Genomic DNA, 17,397 nt, shown 5'->3' on the forward strand with positions numbered 1-17,397 from the left:
CAGCGAACCAGGCAAGTGGACTAACTACTGGACTAACCATAACGGACGCGCCCCGGCCCGTGCCAACGGATCCCGCAGCATCCGCGAACGCGCTCCGTCCCGTTCGCCCCGCCGCCACCCGGGCGTCGTGGCCGGCGGCCAGGCTCGGGTGTCATGGGTTCCGACCGGAAAGCACCCGCTGTGGTGGTGAAGGTCGTTCGGTTCGTGCCGCTCGCCGCGCTGGCGGTGCTGTTGCTCGACTCGGCGACCGACTTCTTCCCCGACGACCCGATCGCGGGGATCCTCACGCCGGCCCGGCTCACGCTGCTGCTCGGGCTGGTGGCGCTGCTCGTCCCGCCGGGCCGGGCCCGGTTGCGGGACTTCCGGACGCGGCTGGACCTGCCGGTGGCGCTGCTCGTCGGGGCGGCGGTGGCGGCGACGTACCGCGGCGGGCATCCGACCGCCCCGCTGCGCGGACTGCTGACGGTCGTGGCGACGTACTACCTCGTCGTGGGCGTGCGCCGCACCCGGCCGGAGTCCTGGCGCGCGGTCGGGCTGCTGGCCCTCGCCGGGGTCACCGCGGCGAGCACCAGCGCGTTCTCGCAGGTCACGAACGGCACCTCGACCGGGTTCTGCCGGACCGGCCTGCTCACCGACGTCGCCTGCGACGCGGGCGGCGGTGATGTGCTGATCCGCGCCACCGGCACCTTCGCCAACCCCAACCTGCTCGGCGCCTGCCTGGTGCTGCTGCTGCCGTTCGCGCTGCTCGCCGCGGTCGCCGTGGACGAGAGCACGGCACGGACGGCGATCGTCGTGATGGTCCTCATCGGGTACGGGGCGCTGGTCACCACCTTCTCCCGTGCCGAGTACGTCGCGGCCGCCGCCGGGCTGCTCGTGCTCGGCGGCGCCTACTGGCTGGCGCCCCGGCTCGCCGACCGGGCGCGGCGGCGGGTGCTCGCGGTGGTCGGCGGGCTGGGTCTGCTCGCCGCGGCCGGGGTGATCTGGGGAGTGTCCCGGGCCGGGGACTCGCTGGGGGTGCGGGGGCAGGCCTGGTGGGCCGCGCTGCAGGTGGCCCGGCAGAATCCGCTGGGGGTGGGGCTCGGGCGGTCCGGCGACGCCATCTCCGCGGCCGCGCCCGGCGAGCGGGTGTTCGTGCACGCGCACAACCTGTGGCTCAACTGGCTGGTGGAGACCGGTCCCCTCGGGCTGCTGGCCGTCGTCGCGGTGACCGTCGTCGCGTGGGCGAGCGCGGGCCGGGCCGCGCGCGACAAGTCCGTGCTGGGTACGTTCGGACTGGCCTCGCTGACCGGGTTCTTCCTCGCCGGCATGCTGGACGACCCGGCGAACCTGGACCGGATCAGCATGCTGTTCTGGCTGGTGCTGGGTGTGGTGATGGCCGAGGCTCCGACGGGGTGGCGTCGTCGTCCCGCCGCGCCCGTGGTCCTGGACGACGACACCATCGTCCTCAACGTGCCCCGGCCCCACCTACGGCAGCAGCCCTCGCACGGCCGGCACCGGCCCGTGGCCGCCGCCGCGCGTACGGAGCCGGCCCGGGCCCGGGGGCCGCGCTAGTGCTGCGACCGGAAAGGTTCACCGGCTCGCGACGCCCGGCACGGCACCTCGCCGCGTTGTCGCATCACCCGAGTACGTCCAGTACGCGGGCGATGCTCCGCCTTGCGATGCACCGCACCGGACGCCGCGAGCTTCCCGGCAAACCTTTCCGGTCACAGCACTAGGCGGTGCGCCGGCCGCGCAGTTCGCCCTTGACCACCTTCCCGCTCGCGTTCCGCGGCAGCTCCGCCACGAACTCCACCGTGCGCGGCACCTTGTAGTTGGCCATCTCGCGGCGGGCCCAGGCGATCAGGTCGTCCCCCGTGAGGACCGAGGCCGCCCGGCGCACCACGTACGCCTTGCCGACCTCGCCCAGCCGGGCGTCCGGGACGCCGATCACCGCGACGTCGGCCACCTCCGGGTGCAGGCCGAGCAGTTGCTCGATCTCCGCCGGGTAGGCGTTGAAGCCGCCGACGATGAACATGTCCTTCAGGCGGTCGGTGATCCGGAGGTTCCCGGCCGCGTCCAGGACGCCGACGTCGCCGGTGCGCAGCCAGCCGTCCGGGGTCAGGGCGCCGGCCGTCGCCGCCGGGTCCTCGTAGTAGCCGCGCATCACGTTGAAGCCCCGGACCAGCACCTCCCCGCTCTCGTCCACGCGCACCTCGGTCCCGGGTATCGCCCGGCCCGACGTCGACGCGATCACCGTCGGGTCGTCGCCCCGGCGGCACATCGTCACGATTCCGCTCGCCTCCGAGAGGCCGTAGGCGGTGAGGACCGTCTCGACACCGAGTTCGCCGCGCAGGCGTTCCACGAGCCGCAGGGGTACGACGGCGGCTCCCGTCACCACCAGGCGCAGCGCGGACAGGTCGTGGGCGTCGCGCGCCGGGTGGTCCAGGAGGGACTGGTGGAGGGTCGGCGGGCCGGGGAGCACCGACACCCGTTCCGCCGCCACGTTGGCCAGGACCGTCGCCACGTTGAACACCGGCTGCGGGATCATCGTCGCGCCCCGCATCAGGCAGGCGATCACCCCGGCCTTGTAGCCGAAGGTGTGGAAGAACGGGTTGACGATCAGGTAGCGGTCGTCGCCGCGCAGGCCCGCCAGGTCCGCCCAGACCTCGTAGGCGCGGAGGGTCTGCGCGTGCGTGATCATCGCGCCCTTGGGGCGGCCGGTCGTGCCCGAGGTGAAGACGATATCGGAGAGGCAGTCGCCGTCCAGCCCGGCCGCGCGGGCGGCGACCTCCCGTGCCCCGACCCCCTCCCCGGTCGCCAGGAAGTCCTTCCAGGTGCGGAAGTCGACCGGTGCGTCCTCCGACAGCACCACCACCTCCCGCAGCGCGGGCAGCCCGGGCAGCGGCCCCGGGCCGTCCCCGGTCCCCTCCCCGGCAGCCCTGCGCAGTGACGCCACGTACGAGGTCCCCAGGAAGGTGCCCGTGACGAGCAGCAGCCGGGCCCCGCTCCTGCGCAGCACGTCCGCCGCCTCCGCCCCCTTGAAGCGGGTGTTCAGCGGGACCAGCACCCCGCCCGCCGAGACCGCGCCCAGCGCCGCGACGATCCAGTCCAGGGAGTTGGGTGCCCAGATCCCCACCCGGTCGCCCGTCTCCACGCCGGCGGCCAGGCAGGCGGCCGCCGCCCGTTCCACGCGGGCGCCCAGTTCGGCGTACGTGATCCGGGTACGGCCGTCCACCACCGCCTCGGCGTCCGCGTACCGCTCCGCCGCCGACCGCACCAGTCCCGGAACGGTCCCCCACTCCATGTCACCGCGCACAACCGGCCTCCCCTCACGCATAGCTGACTGTCCGTCAGATTAGCTGTAGCCTGACGCCCTGTCAGCAAGCCGCGAGAGCCGTGGAGGTGCGGGCACATGGCCGGTCCGAAGGGCTTCAAGGGCATCAAGGACGCCACCGCCATCGTCGGGATCGGACAGACCCGCTTCGCGAAACGGCTCGACGAGGACGAGAAGACCCTGGCCTGCCGGGCCGTCCTCGCCGCCCTCGACGACGCCGGGATCGCCCCCGGCGAGGTCGACGCGCTCGCCTCCTTCACCATGGAGGAGACGGACGAGGTGGAGCTGGCGAAGGCGGTCGGCCTCGGGGACCTCACCTTCTTCAGCAAGGTGGGGTACGGCGGGGGCGGCTCCTGTGCCACGGTCGCGCACCTCGCCGGCGCGATAGCCAGCGGCCAGGCGACGGTCGGGGTCGCCTGGCGGTCCCGCAAGCGCGGCTCCGGCCCCCGCCCCTGGACCAACACCACCGTCCAGCTGCCCACCCCCGCCCAGTGGACCCGCCCCTTCGGTCTCCTCCGGCCCGCCGACGAGATCGCCATGCTCACCCGCCGCTACATGCACGAGTACGGCGCCACCCGCGACCACCTCTTCAACGTCGCCCTCGCCTGCCGCAACCGCGCCAACCAGAACCCGGCCGCCGTCATGTACGACCGCCCCCTCACCCGCGAGATGTACATGAACGCGCGCTGGATCAGCGAACCCCTCTGCCTCTTCGACAACTGCCTGGAGACGGACGGCGCGCTGGCCTGTGTGATCGTCAGCAGCGAACGCGCCCGGGACTGCCGGCGGACCCCCGTCTACGTCCACTCCGCCGCCCAGGGCCTGCCCGCCCAGCACCACGGCATGGTCAACTACTGGAACGACGACCCCCTCACCGGCCCCGCCTGGACCGCCGCCCGGCACCTGTGGAAGCACGCCGACCTCACCCCGGAGGACGTCGACGTCGCCCAGATCTACGACGCCTTCACCGCCCTCATACCGCTCTCCCTGGAGGGCTACGGCTTCTGCGGGAGAGGGGAGGGCGGGGCGTTCACCGAGGGGGGCGCCCTGGAGATCGGCGGGCGGCTGCCGGTCAACACCGGCGGCGGAGGGCTCAGCGAGGCCTACGTCCACGGCTTCAACCTCATCACCGAGGGCGTCAAGCAGCTGCGCGGCACCAGTACCGCCCAGGTTCCCGGCGCCGCCACCTGCCTGGTCACCGCCGGCGAAGGCGTCCCGACCTCCGCCCTCCTCCTCACCAACCGGAGCTGAGATGCTGCGACCGGCCATCGACACCGACGGCGCCCCCTTCTGGGAGTACGCGGCGCTCGGCGAACTCCGCGTCCAGGCCTGCGCCGACTGCCACGAACCCCGTTTCCCGCCCCGCCCCTGCTGCCCGCACTGCCAGTCCTTCGCGAGCGAGTGGCGGCCGACGAACGGGCGCGGCCGGATCTGGTCGTACGTCGTCCCGCACCCGCCGCTGCTGCCCGACTACGCGGCCCAGGCGCCGTACAACGTCGTCGTCGTGGAACTCGACGACGCGCCCCGGGTGCGGCTGGTGGGCAACGTCGTCGCCGCGGCCGGGGCGCCGCTCGACTCGACCGGGCCCGAACGGATCCGGATCGGGGCGCGGGTGCAGGCCGTCTTCCCGGACGGGCTGGTGCAGTGGGTCCTGGAGCGGCCGTGAGTCCGCGCCTGGACGTGGACAAGGAGACCGGGGTCGCCGTCGTCACCCTCGACCGGCCCGAGCGGCTCAACGCGATCGACCTGGCGACGGCGGACGAACTGGCGGCCCTCTGGCGGGCGTTGCGCTTCGACGACACCGTGCGGGCCGTCGTCCTCACCGGGGCCGGCACCCGCGCCTTCAGCACCGGCCTCGACCGGGACGCCGTGGTGCCGCAGCCCTCCTCGCCGTACAGCCAGGACGATCCGCTGATCGCCGTCGGCCCCAAGGCGAACGACCTGTGGAAGCCGGTGATCGCCGCGGTGGCCGGGATGGCCTGCGGCGGTGCCTTCTACCTCCTCGGCGAGGCGGACTTCGTCATCGCCGAGGAGGACGCGACCTTCTTCGACCCGCACACCTCGTACGGCATGGTCAGCGCGTACGAGTCCGTGCTGCTGGCCCAGCGGATGCCGTACGGCGAGGTGGCCCGGATGGTGCTCATGGGCAACGCCGAGCGGGTCTCCGCCCGGCGGGCGTACGAGGTGGGGCTGGTCTCCGAAGTGACCCCACCCGGGCGGGCGTTGGAGGCCGCCGTGCGCTGCGCGACCGTCATCGCCGGGTATCCGGCGGCGGGGGTGCAGGGCAGCGTGCGAGCCCTGTGGGCGGCGAAGGAGGCGGCACGGGAGCGGGGCTGGGCGCAGGCACCGCACCTGATCGCCCTGGGCAACCTGCCCGGCGACCGCCAGGCGGAACTCTTCGGCAACCGGGCCCGCACCGCCCCCCGCGTCCGCTGAGCCACACGTGGCGGGGCGAACCACTCGGGCGTAACGTTCGCTGCGGGAGCCGACTCCCGCTCCGAGCGACGGCCGCCGTGCACAGCCCTTCCGTGCGAGTGGTACGACGGCCGTCCCGGTGTACGGAAGTCTTTCGGGTGCGGGTGCGTGGGGGTTGCTCGCGCACGCGCCGCTCAGCCGTCGGCGGCACTCACGTCGTGCGCGCCGTCCCCGTCCCCTTCTCCGCGTCCAGCGCGTACACGCACCGGTCCTTGCTGCACGCGTACACGACCCCGTCCCGCACCACCGGCGACCCGGTGATCTCCCCGCCGGTGGCGAGCTTCCACCGCAGCCGGCCGTCGTCGGCCTTCAGCGTGTACAGCAGATGGTCGGTGGAGCCGAAGTGGATGCGGCCCTCGGCCACCGCCGGCGCCCCCACCACGTCGCCGCCCGCCTGGAAGCGCCACTTGGGCGTCCCGGTGACCGCGTCCAGGGTGTACAGCCCCTTGCCGCTGCCGACGTGGACATGGCCCGCGGCCACCAGCACCGGCTCGATCGACGCGCGGGCCTCCGTCGCGATGCGCCAGCGGTCACGGCCGTCGGTGGCGTCGAGGGCGTAGACGGTGCCGAGGTAGTCGGCCAGGTAGATACCGCCGCCCGTGACCGCGGGTCCCGGCACGAAGGCCGGCGGGGAGAGGAACACCGCCGGCGCCTCGAAGTGCCAGCGCACGCGCCCCGTCGCGGTGTCGAGGGCGATGACCCGGGTGCCCGCGGAGGCGTACACGAAGCCGTCGTCGGCGTGGGTGAGACGGACCGGGACGCCGCCGCAGGAGGCCGCGTCGCCGATCGGGTAGGACCAGCGTTCGTCGCCGGACCGGGCGTCCAGCGCGCGCAGCCGCGCGTCCTGCCAGACGAAGACCGTGCCGTCGTGCAGGGACGGCCCGGACTCGGGGGACTCGAAGTCGGTCTGGGCGCCGGACAGCTCCCAGAGTTTCTGCCCGTTGGAGGCCTCCCAGGCCTGGACCCCGCCGCCCCGGGTACCGGTGACGAGCGTGCCGCGGCCGGCCTTGAGGGAGTACACCCAGGCGTCGGTGGACAGCCGCCACAGGTCGCCGCCCTCGCGGGCCTCCAGGGCGAACAGGGTGGGGCCGTCGGAGGCGTGGATCCGGCCGTCGGCGACCGCCATGGACCAGGCGACGTCGCGGGTCTTGAAGCGGCGGCGGCCGGTGGCCACGTCGAGGGCGTGCACCTCGAAGGAGGTGACGTAGACGAGGTCGCCGTCGACGGACGGGGTGCCCCAGACGTCGTTGGACATCCGGAACCGCCAGGGGCGCCAGCCGGACGCCGTCTCCGGCGGCAGGGCGGGCACCGGCGGTACGGCGGGGTCGACGCCGTTGACGCCGGGGTGCGGGCGGGACCAGCTGGCCACCAGGCCGGCCTCGGGCGGCGGCGCCTTGACGGCGGCGGCGCGGGTGTCGGCGACGCGCGGGCCGGGCCCGATGGGCACCTGGGCGCCGGCCAGGCGCACCGGGCCGGTGTCGGGGGCCGGGCCGGGGGCGCCGACGGGGACCGGGGCCGGGACCACGGGGTCGTAGGAGGGCGGCGGGGGGACGGCGAGACGGCCGCCGCTGCGCCCGCCGGAGGGGTGCGCGGAGGGCTTCACGGCCGGCCGGCCGCCGCGGCGGGACTCGATCAGCCCGACCGCCTTCTCGGGCAGCCAGGCCGAGGCCGTACCGCTGTCGTCGGAGCCGGAGCCGAACAGGTGCGGTGCCAGCTGCGCCTGGAGGTCGGCAGGGTTGGGGCGGGCGGTGGCCTCCATCTGCATACAGGACTCGATGAGCGGACGCAGTTCGTCCGGGAGTCCTTCGAGGTCGGGTCCCTCGCGGAGCAGCATGAAGACGGTCTCGACCGGGTTGGCGCCGTGGAAGGGCGGGTGGCCGGTGGCGGCGAAGACGAGCATGGAGCCGAGGGAGAAGACGTCGCTCGCGCCGGTCACGGACCGGGAGTCCTTCGCCTGCTCGGGCGACATGTAGGCGGGCGTGCCGACCGCGACGTTCGTCATCGTCAAACGTGTGTTCGACACGCCGGACGCGATACCGAAGTCGATGACCCGGGGACCGTCCTCGACGACGAGGACGTTGGAGGGCTTGAGGTCCCGGTGGACCAGTCCGGCGCCGTGGATCGACTGGAGCGCCTCGGCGACGCCCGCGGCGAGCCAGCGCACCGCCTGGGCCGGCATCGGCCCGCAGTCGTTCACTATCTCTTCGAGGGACGGCGCGGGCACGTACGCGGTCGCGAGCCACGGCACGGCGGCGCGCGGGTCGGCGTCGACGACGGCGGCCGTGTAGAAGCCGGAGACCGCCCGGGCCGCCTCCACCTCGCGCGTGAAGCGGACCCGGAACAGCTGGTCCTCGGCGAGCTCGGTCCGGACCGTCTTGATCGCCACGCGCCGGCCGGACGCCGAGCGCGCGAGATAGACCAGCCCCATGCCGCCGGCCCCCAGCCGTCCCAGCACCTCGAACGGCCCGATCCGCCGCGGATCGTGCTGCGTCAGCTGATCCACCACTTGCCTGCCACCTCCCCGTACGGGCCTCGTCCACCCACATATGTACGCGACCCCGTGCAGCGTCTCACCACCGGCACCGCCGTGGCGGCACGCACCCCGATTCTTCCTGGCCCGGGCACAGGTTGCGAACCCGGAGATCAATCGGGGTGTCTTATGACAAAGTGAGACATTTACTCGCCGAGAGCCGTGGTTTCGTGGCTTCTGAGCCGTTGTTCCCTGGCTTCTAGCGTTGCAGCAGCGCGAAGGACGCCCCTTGATTGTCGGTGACGACGGCCACTTTTCCGTACGACGTCTCGAAAGGCGCCGCCTGGACCCGGCCGCCGAGTTCCTGCACGGCGCCGACCGCGGCCGCCACGTCCCCGGTGCGGAAGTGGACGACGAACTGCGGCGGCATCCCGGGATAGAAGACGTCGGAGACGGGGGCCCGGCCGAAGTCCGGGTCGGCGTCCGCGCCGAACAGGGCGTCGGCGAAGAGGTGCCCGTAGAAGGTGTTGGCCACGTCGATGTCCGTGGTGTACAGCTGCGCCCAGGCGAAGCTGCCGGGGGCGTGCCGGACGCCGAAGCCGGGGTGGCCCGCGGCCTGCCAGAGGCCGAAGACGGCACCCTGGGGGTCGGCGACGAGCGCGGCGGTGCCGAGGTCGCGGACGGGCGCGGGATCGCTCACCACCTGCCCGCCGGCCGCGAGGACGCGCCGGGCGAGGTCCCGGGCGTCCGGGGTCGCGAAGTACACCGTCCAGACGGTGGGCATCCGGCCGTCCCGCTTCCGCGCCAGCCTGGCCACCTCCGCGCCGCCGAGCCGGGCCCACACGGAGCCGGGGCCGCCCCCGGCGTCCTCGAAGGTCCACCCGAAGAGCCCGCCGTAGAACCGCTTGCCCGCCTCGAGGTCGGGCAGCTGTACGTCCACCCAGCACGGGACGCCCTCGGTGTATCCGGATGCCCTGTTTTCGGCCATGTCGTCAAAGTAACCGCCCGGCCCGCACCGCGCAGACCGTCCGCGCTCCGGGAGTGACCGGCGCTTTCCCCTCCGGGCAAGCACCCCACACATCCGTGCACCCCATTTGCAGTCGGCCGAATCGCGCTCCGATCACCCCTCGGTAAGCTGACGGCATGACAGGACAAGTGCGTACCGTCGACGGCCGCGTGGCCGGCCGGCGTGGGCAGGCGACCCGGCAGAAGCTGCTCGACTGCCTCAGCGAGATGCTCAGCTCCTCCCCTTACCGGGACGTCAAGGTCATCGATGTCGCCCGGAAGGCGGGTACTTCGCCCGCGACCTTCTACCAGTACTTCCCGGACGTCGAGGGCGCCGTCCTGGAGATCGCCGAGCACATGGCCACCGAGGGCGGCCAGTTGACCGAACTGGTCGCGGGGCGCTCCTGGGTCGGCAAGGCCGGCTGGGCGACCGCCCAGGAACTCGTGGACGGTTTCCTGGAGTTCTGGCGGAAGAACGACGCGATTCTGCGCGTGGTCGACCTCGGCGCGGCCGAGGGGGACAAACGGTTCTACAAGATCCGTATGAAGATCCTGAACTCGGTGAACAACTCCCTGACCGATTCCATCGCGGAGTTGCAGTCCAAGGGCAAGGTCGACAAGGACGTGAACCCGGCGGCCGTCGCCGGTTCGCTGGTCGCGATGCTCGCGGCGGTCGCCGGACACCAGAAGGGCTTCCAGACCTGGGGTGTGAAGCAGGCCGAACTCAAGCCGAACCTCGCGCTGTTGGTGCACCTGGGTGTGACCGGGAAGAAACCCACGAAGTAACCCGCACGGCAACACACCCTCCGGGTCCTGTCTGGCAGGCGGTGGTTCACACGCAGCGGTGAACCACCGCCTGTCGTCCTACGCCGGCAGCGGCCGGTCCCGCACCACGTGCTTCATCACCAGCGTCGAGTTGAGGCGCTGCACCCCCGGCAGGGTCGCGAGCCGTTCGTCGTACAGCCGCTGGAAGGCGGCGAGGTCGGCGGTGGCCACCCGCAGCAGGTAGTCGGGCTCGCCGAACAGCCGCTGCGCGTCCAGCACATGGGGGATCCGAGCGAGCTCCCGCTCGAAGTCGGCGACCGTGTCCCGGTCCTCCTGCCGCATGGACACGAAGACCAGCGCCTCGAAGGTCAGCCCGACGGCGGCCGGGTCCACCACCGCCCGGTACCCGCTGATCGCCCCCGACCGCTCCAGCTCGCGCAGCCGCCGGTGGCAGGGCGAGACACTCAGCCGCACCCGCCCGGCCAGCTCGGTCACGGTCAGCCGCCCGTCCTGCTGGAGCTCGGCAAGAATTTCCCGGTCCACGTCGTCCATGGGGCAGATCTTCCCCCGAAGCCGCCGTTCACGGGCAAACTTCGACAACACTTTCGGGCCATACGCGCTCTCATGTCCCCCTCATGGACACCGGGCGCCGACTGGGCCTACGTGATCGCCGCCGGGGTGCGCGGCCGCTCGGTGGTGCGGGCGGTGGCGGGCCTGATGGCCGGGTACGCGCCGCACACGGCGCCGACGGTGGCGGGGCTCGCGGTGCTGCTGGCGAACTCGCCCGCGCTGCTCACCGTGCTGACGGTGGCGGGCGCCGGGTATCTGGTGTGGCTGGGGTGGGGGGGTGCTGCGACGCCCGGCGGTACCCACGGAAGAGGCGGAGGAGGCGGGGGAGCCCGCCGGGCCGGAGGGCTTCTGGCGAGGCGCGGCGATCAGCGGCCTGAACCCCAAGGCCCTGCTGCTCTACCTGTCCGTGCTCCCCCAGTTCCTGGTCACCCGGTGCGGCCACCCGCCCATAGCCCTCCAGACGGCCGTGCTCGGCACCCTCCACATGGCCTGCCGCACCGCCGTCCACCTGACCGTCGGCACCCTCGGGGGCGGCGATGCCGGGCATCGGCGCCCTGCTGCTGACGCAGCACACCCTGTGATCACCGCGGGTCGAGCCGGAAGACCCGCAGCTCCCGCTCCACCCGCTCCTGGTACGTGGCGTACGGCGGCCAGAACGCCAGCAGCTCCCGCCAGGCGGCCGCCCGCTCCTCCCCCGCCAGCAACCGGGCGGTGACCGGGACGTCCCGCCCCTTCCAGCTGATCTCGGCGTCGGGGTGCCCAAGGAGGTTGTAGGTCCAGGCCGGGTGGTCGGCCCGGCCGTAGTTGGACCCCACGAGGAACCAGCCGTCGCCGTCGGGCATGCACGCGAGCGGCGTACGGCGGGACTGCCCGCTGCGCGCCCCGGTGGACGTGAGGATCACGCCCGGCAGCATCTGGGCGCTGAGCAGCACCCTGCCCCGGCTGAGCCGGTGGACGGCCCGGTCCAGGGCCGGGATCACATGCGGGGCGACCTTCAGGAACCCGCGGGTGCCCGCCACCTTCTGCACCAGCCGTTCGCCGATCACACCGCCACCGCCCCTCGCTCGAACAGCCCCGCCGAGGCGGCCGCGTGGCCGCGCAGCCGGTGCACGGGCCCGAAGAGCAGCTCGTCCCCGGCCGCGCGCTTGAAGTACAGATGCGCCTCGTGCTCCCAGGTGAACCCGATCCCGCCGTGCAGCTGGATCCCCTCCCCGGCGGCGACCCGCAGGGCCTCCAGCGCCTGCGCCAGGGCCAGCCCGCCCACCCGCTCCCCGTGCGCGGTCGCCCAGGCCGCGTAATAGGCGGCCGACCTGGCCGCCCGCACCGCCACATACACATCGGCCAGCCGGTGCTTGACGGCCTGGAAGGACCCGATCGCCCGCCCGAACTGCTCGCGCTGCTTCACGTACTCCACGGTCCGCTCCAGCGCCCGGCCGGCGGCTCCCACGGCCTCGCCCGCGAGGACGGCGGCGACGGAGTCGCCGAGGGCGGCGAGGGCGGGGCGGATGTCGGTGTCCTCGTCCGTCCCGAGCAATTCCGCCCGCACATCCCGTAGTTGCACCCGGGCCTGGCCGCGCGTGGCGTCGAGGGCGGTCCGCCGGGTCCGTACGACCCCCGCCGCGTCGCCCGCCACCAGGAAGAGAAGGACGCGCGAGCGGGCGTACCCACCCGCGTGGGCCGGGACGAGCAGCAGTCCGGCGCTGTGCCCGTCGAGGACCTGGTCGACCTCCCCGTACAGCCGCCATCCGTCGTCCCCGTGCCCGGCCTGGACCCCGCCGGCCCGTCCGCCGCCGGCCCAGTCGCCGCTCTGCGCGTCGGTGAGGGCGAGGGCCGCGCCGAGCCGGGCGCCGGGGACGGCGAGGGCGGCGGTGCGGCTGCCGTCGGCGATCCCCGGCAGCAGTCCGGCGCGCTGGGCGTCGGTGCCGAGGGCGAGCAGCAGCGGAGCGGCGAGGACCGCGGTGGCCAGGAACGGGGAGGGGGCGAGGGCGCGCCCCAGCTCCTCCGCGGCCAGCGCGACCTCGGTGACGGAGCAGCCGGCGCCGCCGTACCTCTCGGGGAGCGCGAGCCCCGGCAGTCCGAGCTGTTCGCCGAGGGCGGTCCAGAGGCCGGGGTCGTGGCCTTCCGCCCGGTCGACGGCGGCCCGCACGTCCTCCGTACCGCATCGCTTGTGGAGCAGTTCACGCAGGGCGCGCCGGATCTCGTCCTGCTCGTCGGTGAAGCGGGCGTCCATGACCGGACCTCCTGACGATCTGACGGCCCGTCATGCTAGGCCTGCCGGATGCAGATGCACAGAGGCGGAGTCCGGCAGATCTGATGTACCGTCAGATTCATGACTGGACCCCGCAAGGTCGCCGTCGTCGGTGTCGCCCTCTCGGACTGCGGTCGTGTGGACGACGCCACCCCCTACGCCCTGCACGCCCAGGCGGCCCGCCGCGCGCTGGCCGACGCGGGCCTCGGCCGGGAGGTGGTCGACGGCTTCGCGTCGGCGGGCCTCGGCACCCTGGCCCCGGTGGAGGTCGCCGAGTACCTGGGCCTGCGCCCCACCTGGGTGGACTCCACCTCCGTCGGCGGCTCGACCTGGGAGGTCATGGCGGCGCACGCGGCGGACGCGATCGCGGCGGGCCGGGCGAGCGCGGTCCTGCTGGTGTACGGCTCGACGGCCCGCGCCGACATCAGGGCGGGCCGCCGGACCGGGAACCTGTCCTTCGGCGCCCGCGGCCCCCTGCAGTTCGAGGTCCCCTACGGCCACACCCTCATCGCCAAGTACGCGATGGCGGCCCGCCGCCACATGATCGAACACGGTACGACCGTCGAGCAGTTGGCCGAGGTGGCGGTCCAGGCGCGGGCGAACGCGGCACTGAACCCGGAGGCGATGTTCCGCACCCCGGTCACGGTCGACGAGGTACTGTCCGGGCCGATGATCGCCGACCCCTTCACCAAGCTGCACTGCTGCATCCGCTCGGACGGCGGCGCGGCGGTGCTGCTGGCCGCCGAGGAGTACGCGCGGGACTGCCGTACAGCGCCGGTGTGGGTGCTCGGCAGCGGTGAGTGCGTCTCCCACGCGACGATGTCGGAGTGGCCGGACTTCACGGTCTCCCCGGCGAAGGTCAGCGGCGAACTGGCCTTCCGGCGGGCCGGGGTCGCCCCCTGCGACATCGACTTCGCCGAGATCTACGACGCGTTCACCTACATGACGCTGGTGACCCTGGAGGACCTGGGCTTCTGTGCCAAGGGCGAGGGCGGGGCGTTCGTGGAGAAGGGGCGGCTGCGCGTGGCCGGAGGGGAGCTTCCCGTGAACACGGACGGGGGCGGTCTTTCGGCCCAGCACCCGGGGATGCGGGGGCTGTTCCTGCTGGTGGAGGCGGTACGGCAGCTGCGCGGCGAGGCCGGTGACCGGCAGGTGCGGCGGCCCGGCGGGGGGCTGCCGGAGCTGGGAGTGGCCTCGGGCACGGGCGGCTGGTTCTGCTCGTCCGGCACGGTGGTGCTGGGACGGGACTGAGCAGAGGGCGACGGCAACCTTTCGCGGAACGGCGGCAACCTTTCAGGCTTCGGCGGCAACTGCCCACCGGTAGCTTCGAAGTTCGAAGGACGTGCACCGCCGACATCGCGTAAGGATTCCTCCGTGGCCTCCTCCTCACATCGCCGACGCCCGCGCCCGGAACAGGACTTCCAGTGGCGACCGGTCCGCGGCCCGCTGCTCGCGGTGGCCGCCGTCGCCGCCGTCGCCCTGGTCGTCACGCTGATCGTGGCCTTCCGGCCGGGCGACGCGTCCGGCGGCGGGCAGGACCGGGCGGTGTCCGACGCCGGGGCGGTGACGAGCGCGACGGTGTCGGATTCGGCGTCCCCGACCTCGCCGAAGCCCTCGGCGACGGCATCGACCCCGACGGCGGGCAAGCACACCACACCGCCCGCGTCCGCGACCCCGTCCACCACCGCCACCCGGCGAGCGACGAGCGGCACGGCCCGCACCCCGTCCACCACCACGGCCCCGGCGGCCGGCCGGATCCGCCCCGGGACGACGTACGACGGGGTCGCCACCTCCTACGACGTCGGCAACGGCGACGGCGCCTGCTTGTTCGGCCCGACCGACGACGTGATGACCGCGGCCATGAACACCGCGGACTACGAGACGGCGAAGGCCTGCGGGGCGTACGTGTCCGTCCGCGCGGCGAGCGGCAAGTCCGTCACGGTACGGATCACCAACGAGTGCCCGGCGCCCTGCGCGGTCGGCCAACTCGACCTCAGTCAGCAGGCGTTCGCGAAGCTCGCGCCCCTGTCGGCGGGCCGGATCCCGATCACCTGGAGCCTGCTCAGCCCCGCCACCTCCGACACCATCTCGATCCGCTACAAGACCGGCTCCACCCAGTACTGGTGCGGCATCCAGGCGATCGGCCACCGCAACCCGCTGGCCCGCCTGGAGGTCCGCACCGGCGGCGGCTGGCTGGCGCTGACCCGTACCGCGTACAACTACTTCCTCTCCGAACAGGGCACCGGCTGCGGCGCCGAGCTCCGGCTCACCGACATCTACGGGGAGCAGCTCGTCGTACCCGCCCTCGCGGTGCGCGCGGACGTGGTCCAGCGGACCGGGGTGCAGTTCGCCCGGCACTGAGCGGCCGTCAGCCGCGTACCGGCACGATCCGGTGGCCGCGGCGGGGTCCAGGGGCGTCGAGGAGGGTGACGCCGAGGTGGCCGCGGCCGATCAGCCACGCGGCGGGGGTGACGACCAGGGTCACACAGGCCACGGCCACGCTCACCGGGAAGAGCGGCGGCGACTGCCCCGCCGGGAGGGCCCGGCCGCTCTCGTGGACGGCGTAGGCGAGCGCGGCGGCGAAGGCGGCGAGGGAGAGCAGGGAGACGGCCCGCCAGGCCGCGCGGACCCGCCGAGTGCGGCCGTGGTCACGGACCTCGGCGAGGACCGCGACCACGCAGACGGGGCACTCCAGTTCGACCCGGTCACGGCCCACGGCCGGCCGGACCAGCCGGACGTCACGGGTGGCCCAGGCGGCGGACCGCGTCCTGGGCCGCCCGGTATCGCCCGCCCTATGGCGTACGGCCACTTTCACGGTCCTGGGTCCCTTCATGCCGGACAGTGTGATGCCGGGGCACAGGTGTGCGCAGCGGTTTGCCCGGTCGGGTTTGCGACCGGGTCCGGCGGGGAACGTCCGGCCGCCGTACGACCCCCTGATGACACGGCTGCCGGAGGTGCCCGAGTGATACTCGGCACATGGCAGCCACGGATCTCCACACGCTCCTGAAGTCGCTCCGCGTCTGGTCCCCCGAGACCACGGAGCTACGGCCGTTCGACCCGGCGTCGGCGCCCGACGCCCCGCTCCCGCTCTTCACCACCTGGTTCGCGGAGGCGGTGGCGGCCGGACAGCCCGAGCCGCACACCGTGTCGCTGGCGACGACGGACGAGGAGGGCCGGGCGGACGTACGGATCGTGATGCTGCACGGCGCGGACGCGGACGGCTGGTCCTTCGGATCGCACGTGACCAGCCGCAAGGGGCACCAGCTGAACGCCCGCCCGTACGCGGCCCTCGCCTTCTACTGGCCGGTGCTCGGCCGCCAGATCCGGCTCCGCGGCCCGGTCACCGCCGCCCCCTCCGAGGAGAGCCAGGCGGATCTGCACGCCCGCTCGACGGGCGCCCTGGCCGCCGCGCTCACCGGCCTGCAGAGCGGACCCCTGTCCTCGCTGGAGGAGCTGCGCGAGGCGTCCGACGCGGCCTGGGAACGCGCCCGCACCGACCCGGCCGCCCTCTCCCCGACCTGGACGCTCTACCGGCTGCGCCCGGAGGAGGCGGAGTTCTTCCAGGGCGACCCGGAACGGCGGCACGTACGCCTGCGGTACACCGGGCAGGCGGACGGGACCTGGCAGCGGCAGCTGCTGTGGCCGTGAGCGGCGGCGCTCACCCCGCCCGCTCCCCGAACGCGTACTCCGCCCAGTCGGCCACCCGCCGGTAGCCGATGCGCTGATACAGAGCGTTGCTCGTGGGGTTGGCGAGGTCCGTGAAGAGCAGGAGCTCGCCGACCCCCGAGGCCAGCGCCGCCCGGCTGACCTGCGCCGTCACCGCCCCCGCGTAACCACGGCCGCGCAGCTCCCGCGGGGTGTAGACGGGTGCGATCCGGGCCTGTCCTGCGACCGTCGGGGTGACACCGGCCATGGAGACGGGGGTGCCGTCGGGGGTCTCCCAGAGGGTGACGCCGCCGTACGAGAGCCGGAAGTCGGCCCAGTCCGCGCCGCCCCGGCCGCCGTGCGTGCCCGCGTCCTCGACGAACCCGCCGTACCAGCGGACCAGCAGCTCCCGGTCGGCCTCGCCCGCGACCCGGGCCCGGCCCTCGGGCATCGGCGACGGGTCCGTCAACTCGGCGAGCCGGTACAGCCGGTGCCGTTCACGGAGCGGTGCGGACGCCCCGGTCCGCCGCTGCCACGCCGCCGCGAACGCCTCCGCCGTGGCCCGCTCGGAGGCGAAGCCGGTGACAGGGTGGCCGAGGTCGAGGAGAACGGCGACCAGGGTCTCGGCCTCGTCGGCGGTGAGCCGGGTGGTGCGCACGGCGTACGGCGGGGTGTGCAGCAGCGTGGCGCTGACGCCGCCGTCCTCCCGGACCAGGTGTCCGAGGAGCGGCGGCCGGTCGCCGTAGGCCTGCGGGCCGCTCCGCCGGAGCCGCTCCGTCACCGTCAGCTGGACGGTGTGCAGGTCGGGGCGGGAGTGGAGGAAGTCCTGGGTGTGGGCGAGGAATTCGTCGACATCGGAGGTGAAGTGCCAGTCGGCCGAGCGTGTTTCGGGGTCCATGGTCGATG

At 73.7% G+C, this 17,397-nt stretch carries 17 protein-coding genes; 9 read left to right on the forward strand and 8 right to left on the reverse strand.

What is annotated here, in order from left to right:
• Window positions 1–153 precede the first annotated feature (153 nt).
• Window positions 154–1,551, forward strand: coding sequence for an O-antigen ligase family protein (locus tag ACFZDK_RS23610; protein ID WP_390975285.1), 1,398 nt, complete (start codon window positions 154–156; stop codon window positions 1,549–1,551).
• A gap of 160 nt (window positions 1,552–1,711) precedes the next feature.
• Here ACFZDK_RS23610 and ACFZDK_RS23615 read toward each other — a convergent pair whose 3' ends face one another.
• Entirely contained in the window at window positions 1,712–3,283 is a 1,572-nt protein-coding gene (locus ACFZDK_RS23615) for a FadD3 family acyl-CoA ligase (protein WP_390975894.1), read from the reverse strand.
• A 108-nt stretch (window positions 3,284–3,391) separates the two neighbouring features.
• Between ACFZDK_RS23615 and ACFZDK_RS23620 the strand changes: the two genes are divergently transcribed.
• Genes ACFZDK_RS23620 through ACFZDK_RS23630 form a run of 3 tightly spaced genes read left to right on the forward strand, consistent with a single transcriptional unit; the run spans window position 3,392 to window position 5,749 of the window.
• Window positions 3,392–4,564, forward strand: a complete 1,173-nt coding sequence (locus ACFZDK_RS23620; protein ID WP_390975287.1) for a lipid-transfer protein — start codon at window positions 3,392–3,394, stop codon at window positions 4,562–4,564.
• A gap of 1 nt (window position 4,565) precedes the next feature.
• Window positions 4,566–4,979 (forward strand): OB-fold domain-containing protein, encoded by a 414-nt coding sequence (locus tag ACFZDK_RS23625; protein WP_390975289.1) that lies wholly within the window; start codon window positions 4,566–4,568, stop codon window positions 4,977–4,979.
• On the forward strand, window positions 4,976–5,749 hold the full coding sequence (locus tag ACFZDK_RS23630; RefSeq protein WP_390975290.1) for an enoyl-CoA hydratase-related protein: 774 nt from the start codon (window positions 4,976–4,978) through the stop codon (window positions 5,747–5,749). The genes ACFZDK_RS23625 and ACFZDK_RS23630 overlap by 4 nt, the downstream gene beginning before the upstream one ends.
• A gap of 190 nt (window positions 5,750–5,939) precedes the next feature.
• Here the strand turns inward: ACFZDK_RS23630 and ACFZDK_RS23635 are convergent, their stop codons facing one another.
• Entirely contained in the window at window positions 5,940–8,294 is a 2,355-nt protein-coding gene (locus ACFZDK_RS23635) for a PQQ-binding-like beta-propeller repeat protein (RefSeq protein WP_390975292.1), read from the reverse strand.
• A 223-nt stretch (window positions 8,295–8,517) separates the two neighbouring features.
• Window positions 8,518–9,246: a VOC family protein gene (locus ACFZDK_RS23640; protein WP_390975294.1), complete on the reverse strand. Its 729-nt coding sequence runs from the start codon at window positions 9,244–9,246 to the stop codon at window positions 8,518–8,520.
• A 155-nt stretch (window positions 9,247–9,401) separates the two neighbouring features.
• Between ACFZDK_RS23640 and ACFZDK_RS23645 the strand changes: the two genes are divergently transcribed.
• Window positions 9,402–10,049 (forward strand): TetR family transcriptional regulator, encoded by a 648-nt coding sequence (locus tag ACFZDK_RS23645; RefSeq protein WP_390975296.1) that lies wholly within the window; start codon window positions 9,402–9,404, stop codon window positions 10,047–10,049.
• 78 nt (window positions 10,050–10,127) lie between these two features.
• Here the strand turns inward: ACFZDK_RS23645 and ACFZDK_RS23650 are convergent, their stop codons facing one another.
• Window positions 10,128–10,580, reverse strand: coding sequence for an Lrp/AsnC ligand binding domain-containing protein (locus tag ACFZDK_RS23650; protein ID WP_390975298.1), 453 nt, complete (start codon window positions 10,578–10,580; stop codon window positions 10,128–10,130).
• A 72-nt stretch (window positions 10,581–10,652) separates the two neighbouring features.
• Between ACFZDK_RS23650 and ACFZDK_RS23655 the strand changes: the two genes are divergently transcribed.
• Entirely contained in the window at window positions 10,653–11,162 is a 510-nt protein-coding gene (locus tag ACFZDK_RS23655; protein WP_390975299.1) for a LysE family transporter, read from the forward strand.
• Window positions 11,163–11,179: 17 nt separating this feature from the next.
• On the opposite strand, the gene ACFZDK_RS23660 is transcribed toward ACFZDK_RS23655, so the two are convergent.
• Complete coding sequence (locus ACFZDK_RS23660; protein WP_390975301.1) at window positions 11,180–11,644, reverse strand: nitroreductase/quinone reductase family protein; 465 nt, start codon at window positions 11,642–11,644, stop codon at window positions 11,180–11,182.
• Window positions 11,641–12,828 (reverse strand): acyl-CoA dehydrogenase family protein, encoded by a 1,188-nt coding sequence (locus ACFZDK_RS23665; RefSeq protein WP_390975303.1) that lies wholly within the window; start codon window positions 12,826–12,828, stop codon window positions 11,641–11,643. Before ACFZDK_RS23665 ends, ACFZDK_RS23660 begins: the two co-directional genes overlap by 4 nt.
• A 99-nt stretch (window positions 12,829–12,927) precedes the next feature.
• Here ACFZDK_RS23665 and ACFZDK_RS23670 point away from each other — a divergent pair, with 99 nt between their 5' ends.
• Together ACFZDK_RS23670 and ACFZDK_RS23675 are read left to right on the forward strand one after the other, a co-directional pair.
• Entirely contained in the window at window positions 12,928–14,097 is a 1,170-nt protein-coding gene (locus ACFZDK_RS23670) for an acetyl-CoA acetyltransferase (protein ID WP_390975304.1), read from the forward strand.
• Between the two features lie 123 nt (window positions 14,098–14,220).
• Entirely contained in the window at window positions 14,221–15,207 is a 987-nt protein-coding gene (locus ACFZDK_RS23675; RefSeq protein WP_390975306.1) for an expansin EXLX1 family cellulose-binding protein, read from the forward strand.
• A gap of 7 nt (window positions 15,208–15,214) precedes the next feature.
• Here the strand turns inward: ACFZDK_RS23675 and ACFZDK_RS23680 are convergent, their stop codons facing one another.
• A complete protein-coding gene (locus tag ACFZDK_RS23680) occupies window positions 15,215–15,679 on the reverse strand; it encodes a hypothetical protein (protein ID WP_390975307.1) in 465 nt (154 codons plus the stop codon).
• 143 nt (window positions 15,680–15,822) lie between these two features.
• Between ACFZDK_RS23680 and ACFZDK_RS23685 the strand changes: the two genes are divergently transcribed.
• A complete protein-coding gene (locus ACFZDK_RS23685; RefSeq protein WP_390975309.1) occupies window positions 15,823–16,494 on the forward strand; it encodes a pyridoxal 5'-phosphate synthase in 672 nt (223 codons plus the stop codon).
• Between the two features lie 10 nt (window positions 16,495–16,504).
• Here ACFZDK_RS23685 and ACFZDK_RS23690 read toward each other — a convergent pair whose 3' ends face one another.
• Window positions 16,505–17,389, reverse strand: a complete 885-nt coding sequence (locus ACFZDK_RS23690) for a GNAT family N-acetyltransferase (protein WP_390975311.1) — start codon at window positions 17,387–17,389, stop codon at window positions 16,505–16,507.
• Window positions 17,390–17,397: the final 8 nt, after the last annotated feature.

Source organism: Streptomyces sp. NPDC007901, assembly GCF_042959465.1.
Classification (GTDB): domain Bacteria; phylum Actinomycetota; class Actinomycetes; order Streptomycetales; family Streptomycetaceae; genus Streptomyces.